Annotated in this window: 11 protein-coding genes and 1 pseudogene; 9 read left to right on the forward strand and 3 right to left on the reverse strand. The window is 51.2% G+C overall.

The genetic code is table 11. From position 1 onward, the window contains the following. Positions 1-10: 10 nt before the first annotated feature. The 3 genes from CRO08_RS01400 to CRO08_RS01410 form a co-directional block, all read right to left on the reverse strand. Positions 11-1,096 (reverse strand): glycoside hydrolase family 3 protein, encoded by a 1,086-nt coding sequence (locus CRO08_RS01400; RefSeq protein ID WP_176495021.1) that lies wholly within the window; start codon positions 1,094-1,096, stop codon positions 11-13. Between the two features lie 99 nt (positions 1,097-1,195). Continuing rightward, positions 1,196-3,727, reverse strand: a complete 2,532-nt coding sequence (locus CRO08_RS01405) for a DNA topoisomerase III (protein ID WP_097034767.1) — start codon at positions 3,725-3,727, stop codon at positions 1,196-1,198. Positions 3,728-3,729: 2 nt separating this feature from the next. Next, entirely contained in the window at positions 3,730-4,863 is a 1,134-nt protein-coding gene (locus CRO08_RS01410) for a glycosyltransferase (protein ID WP_097034768.1), read from the reverse strand. Between the two features lie 262 nt (positions 4,864-5,125). Here CRO08_RS01410 and CRO08_RS01415 point away from each other — a divergent pair, with 262 nt between their 5' ends. The 9 genes and pseudogenes from CRO08_RS01415 to CRO08_RS01455 all read left to right on the forward strand — a co-directional run bounded on the left by CRO08_RS01415 (position 5,126) and on the right by CRO08_RS01455 (position 17,004). Beyond that, entirely contained in the window at positions 5,126-5,455 is a 330-nt protein-coding gene (locus tag CRO08_RS01415; protein WP_097034692.1) for a transposase, read from the forward strand. A gap of 17 nt (positions 5,456-5,472) precedes the next feature. Next, positions 5,473-6,321, forward strand: coding sequence for an IS3 family transposase (locus CRO08_RS01420; protein ID WP_176495013.1), 849 nt, complete (start codon positions 5,473-5,475; stop codon positions 6,319-6,321). A 145-nt stretch (positions 6,322-6,466) separates the two neighbouring features. Beyond that, complete coding sequence (locus CRO08_RS01425; RefSeq protein ID WP_097034693.1) at positions 6,467-6,892, forward strand: triacylglycerol lipase; 426 nt, start codon at positions 6,467-6,469, stop codon at positions 6,890-6,892. A 55-nt stretch (positions 6,893-6,947) separates the two neighbouring features. Further along, positions 6,948-7,277, forward strand: a complete 330-nt coding sequence (locus CRO08_RS01430) for a transposase (protein WP_097034692.1) — start codon at positions 6,948-6,950, stop codon at positions 7,275-7,277. Between the two features lie 17 nt (positions 7,278-7,294). Continuing rightward, on the forward strand, positions 7,295-8,143 hold the full coding sequence (locus CRO08_RS01435) for an IS3 family transposase (RefSeq protein ID WP_176495013.1): 849 nt from the start codon (positions 7,295-7,297) through the stop codon (positions 8,141-8,143). A 118-nt stretch (positions 8,144-8,261) separates the two neighbouring features. Continuing rightward, on the forward strand, positions 8,262-9,704 hold the full coding sequence (locus CRO08_RS01440) for a hypothetical protein (RefSeq protein WP_141398187.1): 1,443 nt from the start codon (positions 8,262-8,264) through the stop codon (positions 9,702-9,704). A gap of 96 nt (positions 9,705-9,800) precedes the next feature. Continuing rightward, positions 9,801-10,712 (forward strand): hypothetical protein, encoded by a 912-nt coding sequence (locus CRO08_RS16605; RefSeq protein WP_141398188.1) that lies wholly within the window; start codon positions 9,801-9,803, stop codon positions 10,710-10,712. Between the two features lie 247 nt (positions 10,713-10,959). Further along, positions 10,960-11,409, forward strand: a pseudogene (locus tag CRO08_RS17530) (hypothetical protein); the annotation flags it as partial. Between the two features lie 888 nt (positions 11,410-12,297). Beyond that, positions 12,298-17,004, forward strand: a complete 4,707-nt coding sequence (locus CRO08_RS01455) for a hypothetical protein (RefSeq protein WP_255252199.1) — start codon at positions 12,298-12,300, stop codon at positions 17,002-17,004. Positions 17,005-17,008 lie beyond the last annotated feature (4 nt).

Raw genomic sequence — 17,008 nt, forward strand, 5'->3', positions numbered from 1 at the left:
TAACTAACAACTAATGACTAGTCAATAGTCCGGCCCGGAACTTCATTTTCAATATGCGGGCGACAGACTTCTCGATACGTACAAGGTAATCGTCGCTTTGCCGGGCGAGTTCAAGTAGGGTGTTCTTCATGTCTACCGCTTTTGTGGGGTAGGTCGTCATGAACATATCGTTGCCGGCATCGAGTGCCGCCTTCACGACCTTCTTGAATTCCGATGCGGGGTAAGGGTTCGGGAGCGGAGCTTCGGGACCGCTTATCCATGCGCGCAGATTCGTTCCCCAGAGGTCGTCGGTAAGCACCACGATATCGTCGTCGATGTCGTGGGCCATCTTCACGATTTTCGGTTCAAAGACCGCGGGCGCATCTGAAATTTTCGTGTACCGCACGCTGCTCATCATGATGACGGGGGCATCCGGGGCGAGCGCCTTGAATGGCGCCACGTTCTCGCGGATTTTATTTTCGGTCGCATCGCTTTCTGCCATCTGCAGGTCGCTATTGGTTTCGCTGTCATAGCCCGGGAAGTGCTTTGCGGCGCTGATGATTCCGCTAGCCTTCATTCCCTTCACGAACGCGCGGGCCTTCTCGATATTCTCGATGCCACCCCAGGAACGTCCATGGAGTTCCATGAAGGTTTCCCTGCCGTTTATATCGGAGGGCGGGTCGATAGCCGGGGCGAGGTTCAGGTTGATTCCCGTCTTCTTGAGGGTGGCGCCGATTTCACGTGCGGTTCGTTCGATTTTTTCGGGCGCCATCTCGCGCATTTCCTTCGCACTCGGGGCCTTTTCCCACTTGCGGTCGAGACTTCGTATGCGGTTCACGTGGCCACCTTCTTGGTCGATGGTCACAAGAAGCGGAATTTTTGCCCTCGAGGCGATGTTCTTGAGGTTCTTTTGGAGCTGGTTCCTGGTCGAGAGATGCGCGCCCATCACGAGTACGCCGCCAAGGTTATTCTCGATGACAAAATCCGGGGGCGACATGTACACCATGATCATCTGCCCGACCTTTTCTTCGAGAGTCATTGAATCCCACAGCGGCTGGAGCTCTTGGGGGAGCCCCTGTGGTGTTGCCGTCGCAAGCCCGCAGAGCGTCAATGCCATTGCAACGATAAAGAGGATTCTTTTTCTCGCAACAAACATCTCGCAACCCTAGCCAACCAGCAACCAATAACTAATAACTATTGACCAATGACCAGCCAACTACCCTTCGCTTTTTGCGGCACTCTTCTTGAAGAACCTGCGCGGCTTGAACTCGCGCGGCGGGAAGTCGAACTTGAGCTTGCCCTTTTCGAGCGTGAGGTAGGCGTCAAATAGCCTGCGCGTCTTGTTGCTGCGGAAGCCCTTGATGAGTTCGGTCTTTTCGCCCGCGAGGAGCTTCTGGATGGCTTCCATCGGGATTTCCTTGCCGAGCAGCACCTTGGGCAGGTTCAGGCCCGAGGGCTTCTTGTCGATGTAGCTCTGGCTCACGTAGCCGGTGAGCGTCTCGAACACGTCGGTGTTGTCGATGGGCGACTTGCCCACCTTCTCGCCGATTTCGATTTCCTCGGGTTTTTCCTCGAACTTGAACTCGATTTTGTTCTGGTCGTTGATGATGAGCACCGCGGTGAATTCCGCGCCGCGCTTGCTGCGGAACCCGGGCAGCGGGCCAATCTTACGCTTGGTGAGGAGTTCCACGATTTCTTCGTCGGAGAGGTGCTTGCCGCCAATCATCTTGCGGATGACAATGCCGTCTTCGGTGGTGTAGCGGCTCACGGTCTCGAACACCTTCTTGCCGTTCACGGGGCTGAACTTCGCCTCGCCGGTGGTGTTCTCTTCCTTGAATCCCTTGATGTTCTTCACCATGTTCTTCGTCATGTCGACGATTCCCTTCATGAAGTTCTCGCGGGATTCCTTGCCCTTGCTGATGAGGTCCATCTTGTATTCCCACTCGCCGGTGAGTTCCGGGCTCGTGAGCGCCTCGCAGTTCATGGCCGAGAGGACCTTGATAAGGTCGAATGCCTTCGCCGTCGGGATCATTTCCTTCCCGTCACGGACAACATACTTGTCGCTTACCAGTTTCTCGATAATGGCGGCGCGTGTCGCAGGTGTACCAAGCCCGCGCTCTTTCATGGCGTCGCGCAGCTCGTCGTCCTCGACGAGCTTGCCTGCGCTTTCCATCATGGAAAGGAGCGTGCTTTCGGTGTAGTGCGCAGGCGGCTTGGTAAAGTCCTCGTTACTGCGCATATCAAGCGTCTTCGCGTCGGCTCCCTTCAGGGGCGGCACGTTCGATTCGTCATCGCTGTCCTTGCCGTAGACCGCCTTGAAACCCGGGTCCACGAGAATCTTGCCTTCGGTAATGAACGTCTCGCCCTCGACGGTCGTGATGCGCGTCGTGTTCAGGTACTGTGCCGGCGGGAAGAACACCGCGATAAAACGCTGGCACACCATCGTGTAGATTTTCTCTTCGGCTTCGGTAAGGCCCTTCGGGGTGACTCCCGTGGGGATAATGGCGAAGTGGTCCGAAATCTTCGTGTTGTCAAAGACCTTCGGGGTGCGCTTCACGTAGTTCTTGTCGAGCGCCTCCTGCGCGAACTTGGCGAGCGGGCCTTCGATTTTCCCGAGGGTCGCCTTCACGGGGGCAACGTAGTCTTCGGGCAGGCAGCGGCTGTCGGTACGCGGGTAGGTCGTTACCTTGTGGCGTTCGTACAGGGCCTGCGCAATCGAGAGCGTCGTCTTAGCGCTAAAGCCGAAGCGGTTGTTCGCCTCGCGCTGGAGCGTGGTGAGGTCGTAGAGCTGCCCGCACTTCTGCTGGCTGGGCGCGGTCGATTCCTCAATCTTGCCGGGCTTGCCCTTGCACTTCTTGAGAATCTCGTTCGCCTTCTTCTCGTCAAAAATCTGCTTCTTGCGGTCCTTTCCGTCGCCTTCGAACCATTTGCCCTGGTAGTTCACGCCGCCGTTGTCGAAGTCCGCATCGATGGTCCAGAACTTTTCGGGCTTGAACTGCTGGCGTTCTTCCTCGCGCTTCACGATGATGGCGAGCGTCGGGGTCTGCACGCGCCCGCACGGCGTAATCTGGAACCCGCCCATGCTGCTGTTGTAGGCGGTGAGCCCGCGGCTCCCGTTCATGCCCACGAGCCAGTCGGCCTCGCTGCGGCAGAGGGCTGCATTTTTCAGGTTTTCCATCTCTTCGGCGGTGCGCAGGTGCTCGAACGCGTCCTTGATGGCGGTAGGGGTCATGCTCTGCATCCACAGGCGCTTGATGGTCTTGCCCGTGAACTTGCCCTTGAGCACGTAGTCAAGGATATAGAAGAAAATCAGTTCACCTTCGCGGCCCGCATCGCATGCGTTCACGATGGTCGTCACGTCCTTGCGCTTGATGAGCTTGCCCACGATGGAAAGCTGGGACTTGGTGGCGGGGGTGGCGACGAGCGGGAATTTTTCGGGGAGCATCGGGAGCGTCTTCATGTCCCATGCCTTGTAGCGCTCGTCGATATCTTTCGGGTCGGCGATGGTTACCAGGTGGCCGATGGCGTGGCTCACGATGGTCGTGTCGCTTTCGTAGTATCCGTTGTTTTTCTTGAACGACTTGGCACCGAGTACCTTCACGAGGTCGGCCGCGACGCTCGGTTTTTCTGCGATGATGAGGGTTATGCCCTCGCTGGCGGGTTTTGTCGCCTTCTTTGTCGTGGCGGTCTTTGCCGCAGTCTTTGCTGTAGATTCTGTCTTTGTCGTTTTCTTTGTCGTAGTTGCCATCGTTATTTCCACTTGAAGCGTCCGAACAGGCCGAAGAGTACGGCCAGCACGGTGAAGGGGGCGTGGATGAATTCCACAGGGATGCACCACTTTAGCAGGTGCTCCTGCCGGAATACCCTAAGCCCGCGGAGTATTAAAACCAGGTCGCCGACGCACTTTGCCACGAATGTGGCCGCGAAGGCTATGAAAATTTCGAAACTGAACGGCGAGAGTGCCGCCGCGACGCACTGCATCACGAGGAACAGGAACACCATGGAGAGCACGAACACGATTTTCGGCGTGTAGTAGATGGTCTTGGAGGCCCAGCGCTTGCGCTGTTCCCAGAGTTCCTTGAGGGTCTCCTTGCCGTTCGTCGTCACGAAGGTCGATTCGGCGATGCAGTAGCGCATGGCCCAGGGGCGGTCTGCGGCGAGTTTCTGCATCAGCAGGTCGTCATCGCCGCTCTGGATCTTGAGCACGCTTTCGAACCCGTGCACGCTCTTGAAAAAGCTCTTGCGGTAGGCGAGGTTGTTGCCGGTGCTCGTGAGCGGCAGGTGCATGGCGAGGCCTGCGGTACCCGCGACGCGGTAGATGAGGGTCTCTACGGCCTGCATGCAGATAAGCACGCTCGACTTGCCGGGAACGGTCGGAATGTACGAATGCCCCGCTACGAGCTCGATGCCCGGTTCAAATTCTGCCACGATTCCGGCGACCCAGGTGGGCTTCACGATGCAGTCGGCGTCGGTAAGGCAGAGAATCTCGCCCTCGCAGGCGTCGATAAGCTGGCTGAGGGCGTGCTTCTTGGGGCTTACCCCTTCGGGAATCTCCCGGATGGTCAAAATGTGCAGCCGCGGGTTCTTGGCGGCGTATTCCTCGAGGATTTTCGGCGTATCGTCGTCGCTCCGGTCGTCGGCGACCCACACGTCCCACTGCCCTGCATAGTCCTGCGCGAGAACGGAATCGAGCGTCGCCCGGATGCCCGCCGACTCATTGCGGGCGGAAATCAGCACGCTCACGCGCGGTTTTGGTTCCACGTCGGACTGCCCGAGGCGCACCGTACCCAGCGCGCGGTAAAAACGCGCCTCCAGGGCTATGTAGAACAGTCCGAAGATGGCGATTAGGCCGATTACCAGGTATGTGAGCACAGTAAAGATCATTTTTCGGGCAAAATTTAGTTCATCGAATCTGAATCTTGGACTGCGGGTGCCGGAACGGGGCGGTGATTTCTCGATACATATATATATGTTATTGTATCTGCGTTGATTATCTATTCCAACTTGGAATACATGCCTAAATGTCTGCATTTGGACACTTCTTTCTTTTATCTTATATTTATGTTACACTTGGACCATGCAGGAGTTTAATAAGAGGGTAGCATAAGCTACTATATTCATTGCGCAACCCCCAAAAGGTAAAACAATGGCAAAAATCAACTATAGCTCCGAGACAAGGGAACAGGTCATCAAGCTGGTCCTGAAAGGCGAAAAGTCAGCAAACCAAATAGCCAAGGAACTCGGAATCGGGCCCAATACAGTCGGTCGGTGGGTAAACGAGTACCGCAAGGAACACAACCTGCCGAGCTACCGCGAGGAACGGCGAATCCGCAAGGTGTCCGTCGAGGAACTCGCCGCCAAGAACAGGGAACTGGAAAAACTCCTGAAGAAGCGTGAAAAGGAGCTTGCGGACGAGAAGGAGACGGTAGAGATCCTAAAAAAATCCCTGCACATCTTTATGCGACCACACGACTGAAATGCGAGGCGATACACGTGAACCGCAAGAAATACTCAGTCAGGAAGATGTGCAGAGCCCTAGGAATACCGCAGTGTTCCTACTACCAGTGGTCGCGCCAGCAGGAAAAACGTGCCGAGAAGAAGGCCCGCGAAGAACGGCTTGTCCAGAAGGTCCGCGACACCTTCGAAGAAAACCACCGCGTGTACGGTTGCCCGAAGATGCAGGCGGCACTCCATGACAAGGGTGACGAGGTAAAGGTGTGGAAACTGCGCCGCATCATGCGCGAGAACGGTCTCTATCCGGTCACGCTCAAGAAATGGAAACCCTACCGCAAGGGCAAATGTGACTCCATGTACAGCGAGAACCTGGTGCAGCGGAAGTTCGATCCCGACAGTCTGAACGCCGTCTGGGCCGGCGACATCACCTACGTCAAGACTACGCTTGGCTGGGTGTACCTTGCCGTGGTACTTGACCTATGCAACAAGGAGGCGGTGGGTTATGCCGTGAGCAAGAACATCGACACGGAACTTGTCAAGCGCGCGTTGTCCAATGCCATCATGCAACGCGGCCATCACGACGGACTAATCTTCCATTCCGACCGTGGCGTGCAGTACAGCAGCATGGGCTACCGCACGATGCTCTCGGAGAATGGGATAACGCCCTCGATGAGCGCCCCGGGCTGCCCCTACGACAACGCCTGCATGGAAAGCTTCTTCGCAAGCTTCAAGAAGGAGATGGCCTACAGGCGAGACTTCAAGGACATCGAAGACGTGCGGGAGGCCGTTTTCAGGTACATCGAGCTGTTCTACAACCGGAAACGGCTCCATAGTTCGCTGGGATACATGACTCCGGTTGAATATAGGCTGTCAAAACAGGCTGCCTAGACCACAAGGGTATACCACTTAACAAGAAAAAAGGATATATTTTAACTTAACCGGTAATGAATATGGTTGTTCATGAACCCACTATTAAAAAAACTACAAATCCACTGGATGGACCGAAAAAAAAGATTATGTAAAAAAATCATATGTGTATAATTGGCGGTCTTTCTCAAATCCGGCGAATACTTCCCATAACAACGCCTATGAATTGGGGGATAGAACTTGGAATAAGGATAAAACATTTGGTAAACGTCGGGCACTCGTTGAAGAAGCCCAAGAAGTGAAGGCTTGGTTTGTAGTAGATCCAAATGATACTTCGAAGAACTTACATGGTCAAGAAGCTCTTGATTCTATGCACAATCATCCAGATTTATTCCGTCAACTTGCATCCCGTTATATTCTAATTGCTCACAGCATGGGCGGTGTCGTTTCCCGCGAGTATGTACAGGGCAACTTCTACAATGGAGATGTGGACAAGATTGTGACGCTTGATTCTCCACACGAGGGCACGGGTGCGTTGAACATGTTGATTGAAAAGAGTATAAGAGAAGAATTGGACCATGCAGGAGTTTAATAAGAGGGTAGCATAAGCTACTATATTCATTGCGCAACCCCCAAAAGGTAAAACAATGGCAAAAATCAACTATAGCTCCGAGACAAGGGAACAGGTCATCAAGCTGGTCCTGAAAGGCGAAAAGTCAGCAAACCAAATAGCCAAGGAACTCGGAATCGGGCCCAATACAGTCGGTCGGTGGGTAAACGAGTACCGCAAGGAACACAACCTGCCGAGCTACCGCGAGGAACGGCGAATCCGCAAGGTGTCCGTCGAGGAACTCGCCGCCAAGAACAGGGAACTGGAAAAACTCCTGAAGAAGCGTGAAAAGGAGCTTGCGGACGAGAAGGAGACGGTAGAGATCCTAAAAAAATCCCTGCACATCTTTATGCGACCACACGACTGAAATGCGAGGCGATACACGTGAACCGCAAGAAATACTCAGTCAGGAAGATGTGCAGAGCCCTAGGAATACCGCAGTGTTCCTACTACCAGTGGTCGCGCCAGCAGGAAAAACGTGCCGAGAAGAAGGCCCGCGAAGAACGGCTTGTCCAGAAGGTCCGCGACACCTTCGAAGAAAACCACCGCGTGTACGGTTGCCCGAAGATGCAGGCGGCACTCCATGACAAGGGTGACGAGGTAAAGGTGTGGAAACTGCGCCGCATCATGCGCGAGAACGGTCTCTATCCGGTCACGCTCAAGAAATGGAAACCCTACCGCAAGGGCAAATGTGACTCCATGTACAGCGAGAACCTGGTGCAGCGGAAGTTCGATCCCGACAGTCTGAACGCCGTCTGGGCCGGCGACATCACCTACGTCAAGACTACGCTTGGCTGGGTGTACCTTGCCGTGGTACTTGACCTATGCAACAAGGAGGCGGTGGGTTATGCCGTGAGCAAGAACATCGACACGGAACTTGTCAAGCGCGCGTTGTCCAATGCCATCATGCAACGCGGCCATCACGACGGACTAATCTTCCATTCCGACCGTGGCGTGCAGTACAGCAGCATGGGCTACCGCACGATGCTCTCGGAGAATGGGATAACGCCCTCGATGAGCGCCCCGGGCTGCCCCTACGACAACGCCTGCATGGAAAGCTTCTTCGCAAGCTTCAAGAAGGAGATGGCCTACAGGCGAGACTTCAAGGACATCGAAGACGTGCGGGAGGCCGTTTTCAGGTACATCGAGCTGTTCTACAACCGGAAACGGCTCCATAGTTCGCTCGGTTACATGACACCGGTGGAATATAGGCTGTCAAAACAGGCTGCCTAGACCACAAGGGTATACCACTTAACAAGAAAAAAGGATATATTTTAACTTAACCGGTAATGAATATGGTTGTTCATGAACCCACTATTAAAAAAACTACAAATCCAAATCTTTCTGGAACTTGACATGTACGAATTTTTTAAAGGCCGCTCCGTTGGTTGCGGGCCTTGCGACAACCTTGTTTTTATCGAAAGGTGCAGAGCCCGCAATTTATGCTGGAATTGTGATGATGGCCGAAGTATTTGCCATTGAAGAATATGGCAATGCTTTGACATATGCGTTCGCTCCCGAAATATACTATTACGATGATCCCTTGGTCCATTATGTCGATCCCCTTCAGCATGGTTATGGAACCATTGACTCGTTGAATAAACTCGATTTTGAAAATAAAGTTGACTCTCTTCCCATGTTTAGAATTCTGGCGAGTAGAGATGGAATGACTTTTACCGACCCGGAATTACTGGATCTAGGCGTATTCAACTATCTTGGCTATTTGCTCCCAGATAACTTTATTTTCCCGATTGCGAACTACGGGGCACAACTAATGGGAACGGGTGATTGGTCTGCCCGTACCGTGAATGCCCTAGTGTCTTCTTTGCTTGGCTTTTCCGGGATGCCGATGCAAGATAACGGAAGCAGTATTGTTCCTGCAGCGTCTAGTGAAGGACGAAATGTGGGTGTCCTTAACGACACTCGTGTTGATGTCAAACGTGAATATTTCAATGCGGCTCCTGCTGCATCAGGCGAAGTTGCAACAATGCTAGGTGATTTTACGTCTGTTGGTGATTTGTCGTCCATTTTGGAAATCACCTCGGTTGCGATGCTCCTTATTGATGCTTTCGCTTGGACAGGTGTGTCTGATGGTGCGAAAATTGCTTTGGGTATCGGGACTGCTGTGGTTGCGAGTTCTTATGTTGGTGCTGCTTTGTCTACGGGAATTTACGACCTTGTCAAGTCACACAGTATTCCTCTTCAAAAAAATTACCTTGACGACATGAAGGCTGCAAAGAACACCTTCTCTCCGATTGGTTTGTCAGAGGGTTCTTCTTATACCCCATACCTCATGGAAGACTTTCTCTACGAACGTCCTTTCGTGAACCTGGCGTTGAATGATGCGGCGACATTGAATCAACTGCAGGGAATGTCTTCTGCTAATCGAGAGATATCGACCCTGAACCGAAACTGCTATTACATTGGTTCTAAGGATGGCGTAAACTGTGCTTTAGGTTTGTTCAAATCATCAAACGATTTGACATCTACTCATAAGAATCAATCCCTTTCGGGCTTGACAACGCCTCTCCGCTTTAAATCTGAATCCGATTGGTCCAAGATGGGCGTGAAGGTGGACCGCTGGGAAAAAGTGGACGGCTTGCATCCGGACGGCTCTGAAAACAAGAAAGGTGTCCCCATCCGTCATGTGGAGCGTTACGAAGTTCCCGCGATTACGGTCGAGGACTGGATAAACAAGTACTCTTTTGTCGTTGATGACCTGATGCCGCACAGGTTACGCCAGATTCGCATGAATTTCAATTTCCAGGAAGAAATCGCCAGCCACTATAGTTGATTTTGTACAAAATATAGAGTATATTTACGTGTGATTATCGTCACATATTCCTGAACCGTTCCTGGCTTTGGATTGGTGGCAAAGGAGGTCTCCTTTATGATGGTTGAATTTAAAAGGCTATTCGCTATTGCTTTAGCCGCACTTGCTTGCGTAGGCATGTGGGGGTGCGGTGATAGTGATTACGTTCATTGGGAGAAACGGTTCAATGGGGTTTTAGTTGCGCTTGTCGATGATTCTCTAGCTCTTTTAACTAATTACAGAAAGTATGAAGAATGCCATGAAATATTTATGGGTAGTGACGAATGCGACCCTGGAATTACAAATGATGGATTGTTTCTTGTGAATTATAGAAAGAAAAGGCCCCCTTTGTGGGGTGATACATTAAAAGAACATGTTGGCCTTGTTTATGGATTTTGGAGAGATTCGTCAGCCTTGTTTTTTAATGAAGATGAAGAATTTGGTTTTTGGAAAATTGGAGAGACCCCTAGAGTTGTTGGAAAATGGAGGTGCGAAACTCCATGCAAGTGTGGTGGCGCAAAGTATGGACATCCTTGGAAAGATGGAAATATTTTATTGAAAATGGTGCAGCAGGACGATTGTCCCTATGCGGTGTTGGATACTGCGACAGGCAATGTGAAGAAACTTAGATTCACGGGAGAGCTCGGCTGGCTCGAGGGGGGCGATGATGTTACTTATATAGATGGCGATGTGGTGTGCTTGAAAAGGCTAGGCAAGCCTACGGGGACCATCATGCTTTTCAATGAAGGTAAAGTCGTAGATTCTTTAGTGTACGACCATTATACGGGAAATGTTCCGAAATTTTATGGTGCGTTCGTTGCTGCGTATGTTTATAAAAAAGATGTTGTTGAAGGCGATTTGATTGCGAAATTTTCAAAGAATGGCTTTGAACGGGATTACCCAGAAACGTGGTTGTATTCCAATACTTTCATAGATTCTTCGGGTAATTCTATTTCGTACTCATCAGAGGACTTAATTGTGACAAAGTAATTGTAGGGTGAGTAAAAAGGAAATATCTATGCGTAAAGTGATTGCACTGGTCATTGTCGTGGCTAGTAATTTTGGGTTGTTGCTTGCAAAACCGATGGAGGCTCTTTCTCGGTACAATGTTGTGCTTATTCATGGTGCTGCACCGGAAGAGAAAGGCTTTGAAAGTAGCTGTAATGGTGATGGGATATTTGACGCCTATACGGTTTCTAGTACAGATAGTATTTGGAAACTTGGAGATGCTGTTGGTATGCTGGGAGCCTATGACCGAACCTATCAACCCGATTCTAGTGAAGATTGGAATGAAAATTCTGGCAAGAAACTGACATATTGGCTTGATTCCGCTGTTTTTGAGGATACCATAACGTATGGTTCCGAATATATCTATCTTCAACGTGCTTTTGCGAATCCAGCGGCGTCCCCTGCGCATAACGCCCATGAAATTGGCGACAGAACGTGGAAGGGAAACAGCAACTGTTCCGTGCGTAGGTCCTTGTTTGAAGAAGCGCAAGAGGTTCGGGCAAGAGGTGCCGTTAACTTAAAAGATTATAGAGAAAATTCTGTACACGAGTATCGTACCATTCCTTCCCGCAATATCCTCATAGCCCACTCCATGGGCGGCGTGGCATCGCATGAATACGTGACCGACACGAATGTCTACAATGACGATGTTGATAAGGTGATCACTCTTGACAGTCCGCATGAAGGGACGGGTAGTCTGAATTTGTTGATAGATATGAGAAAATTTGGTCGGCAACTTGGAGAGGCTAGTGTGCAGTATATGCTTGCTTGGGCTACTGCGGCGATTATTGCAGGTAAGGACCCGGTATCGCAAACGATTGCTACAGAAATAGTTGCTGCGACGTATGGGATGAGTACGATTAATCGTTTGGTTACACTAGCTGTGGATGAATTCGCCTTAAAGGATGATTATGGCTTTAAAGAAGATGATTCGCTTTCCAAGTACATTTTCCCAGATGCAGAGGGGATAACGTCTCTTAAAAATCGGCCAATGAATGAAAATATGCCGATGATTCGTTTGCTTGCAGGAAAGGGGGGAATGACATTTTCTGACCCTAACGAGGGGTATTGGAAATATATGCTGAATTTTATCATACCGGAGGCGCTCTCAGCTCCGATAGGTAATATCGCTACGCAGTTGGTTGATGGTGATGGAAGTGGTGCCGCCGTATATGTAAATTCAATAACGGGTTTGGGCCTTGGTTTTCTTGGTGGTATTACGTTACAAGATGTCGGAACGACTTTGATTCCTGAAAAGTCGGGTCTGGCTGAAAATACAGATGCATTCACAGACAAAAATGCTGATGTCCGTCGATTTACTTTTGATGCTGCTGCTCATGCGAATGATGCGAAAATTGCTCCGTTGGTTACTGCTAATGTGATTATTTTAGGGTGGACAGTATCTACGGTTTTGGCTGCTGACATTGCTTTATCGGCTTTTCCTGTTCCACAAACTGCCGCTAAACTAGGTGCTGCGTTAGCAGGGGCCGGCTTTTTGACTTTGTCAATGATGGATTCCGGAGTGGAGGACATTATGTCATCCCACGAGAATGCCAAGGCGCGTCGTATGCTTGATACGTTGTATTCTGCGGAATTTTCCTACAACAAGGTTCTGGACGGTAATGTTTCCGGTAAGACGCGACTAATGGAGGATTTCCTCTACGAGAAGCCTTTCGTAAACTTGGGGCTTTTTGTATCGGATTCGTCCTTGCGGGCTGTAGAACCGGGGTGCTACTATGAGGCTGACAAAGCGAACAAACAGCAACTTTGCGAGATTGGTCTGTTCGGTGCTGGCGGAAAAGTAGCAGCATCGAACGGGAAAAAGAATTATTCTGAGTTTAGAAAGGGTGATTTGAAATTTAAGTCTGAATCCGACTGGTCTCAGATGGGAGTGAAAATAGACCGCTGGGAAAAAGTGGACGGACTTACCCCTGAAGGAAAGGACACCTCGAACTATGTCCCCATCCGTCATGTGGAGCGTTATGAAGTCCCCGCGATTACCGTCGAGGACTGGATTGAAAAGTACTCTTTTGTCGTTGATGACCTGATGCCGCACAGGTTGCGTCAAATCCGCATGAACTTCAACTATCAGGAGGAAATCGCCTGGGAATGTGATATTACCAAGCCGGATACGAGTTCCAATGCATGCACTGTGTACGCACGGAGTGGCAGCGGAAATTGGACAAATCCGATTGTGTTTGCGGACTCGGTGATGCAGGTGGATGAATCGGGAGATTCAGTGAAAGTTGAACGAAGGATAACGATTGACAAGGTCGCGCACCCGGTCAAGAAAAATGGTCAATTCGATTTTGTGCCGGGCGATTACGGTTACAAGAACCTTCTCGCCATCCAGAAAGACAACCAGAATACTGTCACGATTTCGACGGTGAACAAGATTGGCCTTTCCAATACGCAGCGGTTTTACTACTTATTCAAGGCGACGGCAAATAAACTTGACCCTGTATGGCCTCAACGTGATGTTGTCTTAAATAAAATACAGGGATTTAAGGCATATGCGAGCGCACTGGGCTATCAGGGGTTCAAAACGGAGTCGGCGAAGGATTCGATTGTGTTGTTGTCTGCGGATACGGTCGTAACCTACCCGTTACTCGATATGGATCCGAAAATTGATTGGTATATTGATTCATCATTGATTGCGTCCGGTGCAAGCGATTCCGGTAAAGTTTACGATTCTTCGAGCGCATATTTCGCTTCGAGTCACGCTGACGAGGACCCGCACGAGGGTGAATACCTCTGGAAGTTCTTTGTCGATATCAAGAACATTGCCGACACCGCGTCCAAGGATTCCTCGAATACCTACGAAGTGCCGTTTAAAGTTGACAGGACCCCGCCCGCGTTCGCGCTCGCATCCGAGGGCGCAGTCGTCAACCCTGACAGCGTATCCTTCGCTGCACGCTTCTCGTGGACTGGGAATGGAATTCCCGATATCCGCGCGATGCGGCTTGCCTTGAAAAAGATGGACGGCGATTCCTTGAACCGTTGCAAGACCCGCGTCGCGGATTTCCCGGCAATGGCCGATGTGGCATCGAAGGAGTTCACAATACAGTGGAACAGCGTCACGCGCGATGCTATCAAGAACAATGGCGATGGAAATTATTGCATAGAAGCCTATGCCGTGGACTACGCCGTGCCCGACAGCGCCGTTTACGGCAAGATGGTACGCCTCGTCGATGCAATCAGCTCCCATCCGGGGAGTATTGCGGATACCCTCTGGCCCGATCCGAACGACTTCGTTAATTCGTCTGTCGCATTTGACAGTTTCTTCGTGGATACGCGAGCCCCAGTTATATCGAACGTATCCGTTAAGGGCGGCGCATCCTCAACTTACGCCACTGACTATTCCGCACTGTCTCGCCCCGCTCGCGATGGCGCATATGGTTATGCTACCGCCGACAGCCTCCTCGAAATCTCGTACAAGATAATGGAATCGTTGGGCGGTCGCGATAGCATCCCAGTGACTGTCGCCTGGAACTTTATCCACCTGGACGATACCACGAAGGTTGACCATGCTGGCGACTCCGTATGGGTGAAAAATGGGGATATAGTGAATGCGTCATGGACGGAAATGTCCGGCATGCGTCTGGAAGATGGTGATTACAGAATACATGCGCACGTGCGCGATGCTGCAGGAAACGCCTCCGCCTACGATTTTTCGAAGAAACTCCGTGTCGACAAGACTGCACCATACATTGAGAGCCTGGTGAGTACGAAGCTTGTCTATCCGGATTCCGACAAGGTTTACTCGGCGAAAATAGTGGTGGATGAACGCTACGATGTGGAAACGAGCCGCACCGGCGTGTATTGCCATTACCGTATAGGCGGGTGCGGGAATACGACCGGCTGGAAACGCATCCCGGATAACGCACTAAAGAAAGACTCGGTGACTTTTGCGCTGGATTCCCTGGAAGGCCGGCATGGCAAGTGCTATCTGGAAGCCGCCTGTATCGATGCCGCAGGAAACGCAACCGTCAAGACGGACTTGTTCTACATGGGTGAACGGACTCCCGCAATCACTTCCCCGTACAACAACCGTGCGACTACGGAACTGGTTGCCATTACGGGTATCGCTCCGCCTTACAGGCTTGCGGATTCGTTGAATACGATTTATCGGCTTCGCTATGCCAATGTCGAATCGCTTGGCGCAGACGGTGAACTTGTTTGGGAAACATCGGGAATTTCCGTGGTATCAGCCCTGCAAAATGACAAGTACCGGAATGTTTCCAGGGTCTCGCAGAGCAATGAAGCCGTTTTGGGGTACCTTGACCGCAATCTCGGAAACGGAAACTATCTTGAAGGGACGTACATTATCGAATTGGGAACCTGTGCTGCTGCGGCCGATTCCATTTGTGTTGACGGTCCCGATTCCCAGTGGGTGACTGATACGGCGTGGGTCGATTTGGGAATGATTGAATCGGCGGGTGTAAAACACCATTTCGTAGTCAATCCGAAAGACAGTCTAACTGTCGGCAAGGATACGCTGGATGTTTCCCTGCATTTGTCGGGACTGTTCAATAGCAGTTACATGATGCGTGTGTATGCCAAGGATGCCGCTGGCGTGGGTATGTTCGATGAATCGGTGTCGAAGGCCTGGCGTAATCCGTACTATGGCGCCCCAAATGATACCTCCTCTGGTAAGTCCGCCGTATGGTTCTATGAACAGGAAGACGGCTACCACCTGCAATGGAAGGGTTTGGCTGCGGGCGATACCTTGGAGGTTGCATACGATTCTCTCGGCTTTGACCATACCTGCGAGGGACCAGACGGGAACAATGCGCAAAATTGCGAAACTCGACAGCATGATTACGGTATGGTCGCCTTGCCGACATCGTCGGGGCAGTATTTCGAGGATTTCCCCGAGCTGCGCCCGCTTTCTTCCGTGAACAGCAAGATGCTTCTAACCGGGAACGAGGGCCATGTGGTGATGACTGCAACGGCGGCTTTCCATGTATCGCAAGTAAATGCGTTTGCGGATACTTTCTTGCCAAAAATGAAGGTCTATTTCGGGGAAAAGGAAAACGACGGTTTCTACTGGGTAGCGGACGGACTCATCAGTAGCGATACGCTCAACCCGCTGACGGTTGGCTGGACCGTAGATCCGCGAGCGTACGGAATCAGTTTCAGGTGGGCCGGTCCCGAATCGGGAAGGTTCCCGGCGGAAGGAAACATGACGGTCTATGCCGAAATTACCGAAAACATCGCGAACAACCCGTATGTAATCAGGGATTCGGTAAAGGTTAAGATAAAGCTCCCCGAACTCGAGATTGTGCTCCCCGATACAACCTTGCCCGATTTTACGCTTATGGAAAAGGATACGGCGCTTGTCTGTGCCGACGAAACGACACCGGATAGCCTGTGTGAACGGCGTGCTTTCAAGCTTGGTTCCATGGTGGCGAAGTATGGTGTCAAGTACAGGGATGCCAAGGTAAGGGCGTGCATTATGGATGCTACCGGCGATTGCATCGCTGTGTTGCAGGATACGACCGAAACAATGCGGGCTAACGTGAGCGACAGCGCCTACCAGGTCCGCTGGGATGGAAAGATAAAAGGAACATCGGTCGCGGAAGAAGGTTTGTATACGCTGAAAATTACGGCGTATCCCGCGAACGCGACAGATACTGCCGTGTCTGCGGAGGCGACATTCCATGTAAAGCATGCAGAAACCATGAGGGACCTGACTCCCACATATCCCAAGAATCTACATAACACGGTCCCGGCAATCTATGTTTCCGAAGCCAATCCCGATACCGGAAATCCCGGAATGTACCGGTACGAACCCACGGCAGATTACCTGGTCAAGGCCGATATTCGCGGGTGGAAGTTGCCAGATTCTTCGCTTGTTGGCGGAATCCCTTTGAAAGGCGAAATTTCGGGAAGGCAGCAAATTCTTAAGTATGAGCCGCGGCGTTTTAGTTTGGCGATAAAGAGGCATAGGAAAGAATTGAAGCTGGTTGTGGTTCGTAAACTCCACAGCTATGCTCAGGAAATAACGGGTGAACCGCCTTTGGAAAGCTGCGAAAACCAAACGCCCGAGTTGAAGGAAGATTTTTTTATCGATACGCTGTTATTCTCTGCAGAAAAAATGTCACACACCTTGAATATACATCAAAAATATGATAAACGTGGTTTTGCTATGGGAGACTATTTTGATTCGAATTATGTCGATATCATAGCCTTCTCGATGAGTAACTGGAAGAAATTCTTGAAAGATAACAATTTGAATACTGGACCATGCAGGAGTTTAATAAGAGGGTAGCATA

It is taken from the genome of Fibrobacter sp. UWT3, from assembly GCF_900230125.1.
In the GTDB taxonomy this organism is placed as follows: domain Bacteria; phylum Fibrobacterota; class Fibrobacteria; order Fibrobacterales; family Fibrobacteraceae; genus Fibrobacter.

Coding starts and splice junctions, on each gene's coding strand:
- CRO08_RS01415 (WP_097034692.1), top strand. CDS start 5,126: ATGGCAAAAATCAACTATAGCTCCGAGACAAGGGAACAGGTCATCAAG.
- CRO08_RS16605 (WP_141398188.1), top strand. CDS start 9,801: ATGATGGTTGAATTTAAAAGGCTATTCGCTATTGCTTTAGCCGCACTT.
- CRO08_RS01400 (WP_176495021.1), bottom strand. CDS start 1,096: ATGGCATTGACGCTCTGCGGGCTTGCGACGGCAACACCACAGGGGCTC.
- CRO08_RS01455 (WP_255252199.1), top strand. CDS start 12,298: ATGCTTGATACGTTGTATTCTGCGGAATTTTCCTACAACAAGGTTCTG.
- CRO08_RS01405 (WP_097034767.1), bottom strand. CDS start 3,727: ATGGCAACTACGACAAAGAAAACGACAAAGACAGAATCTACAGCAAAG.
- CRO08_RS01410 (WP_097034768.1), bottom strand. CDS start 4,863: ATGATCTTTACTGTGCTCACATACCTGGTAATCGGCCTAATCGCCATC.
- CRO08_RS01430 (WP_097034692.1), top strand. CDS start 6,948: ATGGCAAAAATCAACTATAGCTCCGAGACAAGGGAACAGGTCATCAAG.